This is a genomic window from Bacillus sp. RC240 (genome assembly GCF_044907945.1).
GTDB lineage: Bacteria > Bacillota > Bacilli > Bacillales > Bacillaceae_G > Bacillus_A > Bacillus_A mycoides.
In genome coordinates this window covers 1-1,629 of sequence record NZ_JBIYCT010000030.1, presented here as the reverse complement: position 1 = coordinate 1,629, position 1,629 = coordinate 1, and the positions used below count along the sequence as shown (strand labels likewise).

General features: G+C 31.7%; 1 protein-coding gene. It reads left to right on the top strand.

Features of this window, described 5'->3' with window-relative positions; translation table 11 throughout:
- Nucleotides 1-366: 366 nt before the first annotated feature.
- Nucleotides 367-1,296 (top strand): DMT family transporter, encoded by a 930-nt coding sequence (locus tag ABH955_RS29085; protein ID WP_404449981.1) that lies wholly within the window; start codon nt 367-369, stop codon nt 1,294-1,296.
- Nucleotides 1,297-1,629 lie beyond the last annotated feature (333 nt).

Here is a 1,629-nt window from a genome sequence, read left to right as displayed (position 1 = left end):
GTTTCGACTTAGGTTTTTTTGTGTTTATTTTTATTTACCGAAGGTTAGAATCTGTAAATTTAATAATCCTAAAGACGAAAAAAGAATGAAATAGAAACGGTATAAAATAAAATTTGGATATTAAAGTGATAAGAAGGTTATAAAGTAATACGTTTAAATATAAATTGAAGGTAAGGATTACCTTTTTATGTTGATTTAGTTGTCGAATGAACAATGATGTTTTTGATTTAATATGAAAAGGTTATGCGAAAAATGGCTGGATGGCTATTTTTCGCATAACCTTTTTGTGGTTTTAAAGGATTTTACTTAAGAAAAAATCTATAATTAAGGTAGTTAACATATACTTTTTGATGGGTGTGGGGGATTATGAAAGAAATATGGATGTTATTAGTGGCTGTTATATTATGGGGGACGGCAATTGCGCCAACGAAATGGGCATTAGAATCTATTCAACCATTTACTTTGTTATTTATTCGTCTTTTCCTCGCAGGGGGGATTTGTATGCTTTTTTCATATGGCCAACTTCAAAAAGCAATCGTACATAAACATATTCCATGGAGAAGAATGAGTTTGCTATCTTTTACTGGTGTAGCTGGGTATTTTATGTTCACATCCTACGGGATTTCTTTAACAAGTGGATTACATGTTAGTATCATTGATGCTGCATTGCCGTTAGTTACAATTCTTTTTTCAGCTTTCTTTTTGAAAGAGAAAATTCAGCCGAATTATTGGATTGGTATTATATTGGGGGCTATAGGGGTACTTCTTATAACAATTTCATCTAACAATGCTGATCAAGAGGTATCTTTAATAGGAGATATCCTTATTTTATTAAGCACCTTCTTATTTGCTTTTTATACAGTATTGTTAAAACAACCGAAACAGGAACGGTATCTATCAAACAAGGTTTTTACAACATTAACTTTAATTATTGGATCGGTTATTTTATTACCATTTGCAATGGTAGAAACTTTTTATTACGGTTTCCCAAAGATTGAAACCTGGAAGACTGGACTTAGTGTAATGTATCTTGTTATTGGAGCAACAATTTTAGCATATTGGTTTTGGAATAAAGCACTAGAGAGAGTTTCAGCATCAGTAAGTGGATTATATTTAAATGCATTACCGCTAATAAGTATTGTTGCTTCAATTGTTCTATTAAATGAATCTTTAACGTGGAGAATAGTAATAGGCGGCGGCTTAGTCTTATTTGGAGTGGTATGGGCGGATAAAAGTAAATTAATTGATCTATTTATCAATTCCCGACAGAAAACTCCCACCTCAAGGAATCAGTAGGACGATAGTTTAAATAGAAAGGGGGAGTTCAAGAGTTTCAAGAGTTTAAAGAGTGCATGTATATAATGTGTAATCAAAAGGGCGTCTTGTATGTAATGGGATGTCCTTGTTTATTATTTTCATTGAAATGGAGAAATTGAATGACTGAAATTAATATAGAAAATACCTTTGGAATTATTTTTATTATTAATTGAATAAAAGGTGTTGACGATTAGCTTATAGAGGTGTAATATAGGAAAAGTCGCCGATAGCAACAACGCAGAAAGCGACAAAAGAAATAAAAAAACTTGGTTGACATTGAAATATGAAAATGTTAACATAAGGGAGTCGCAA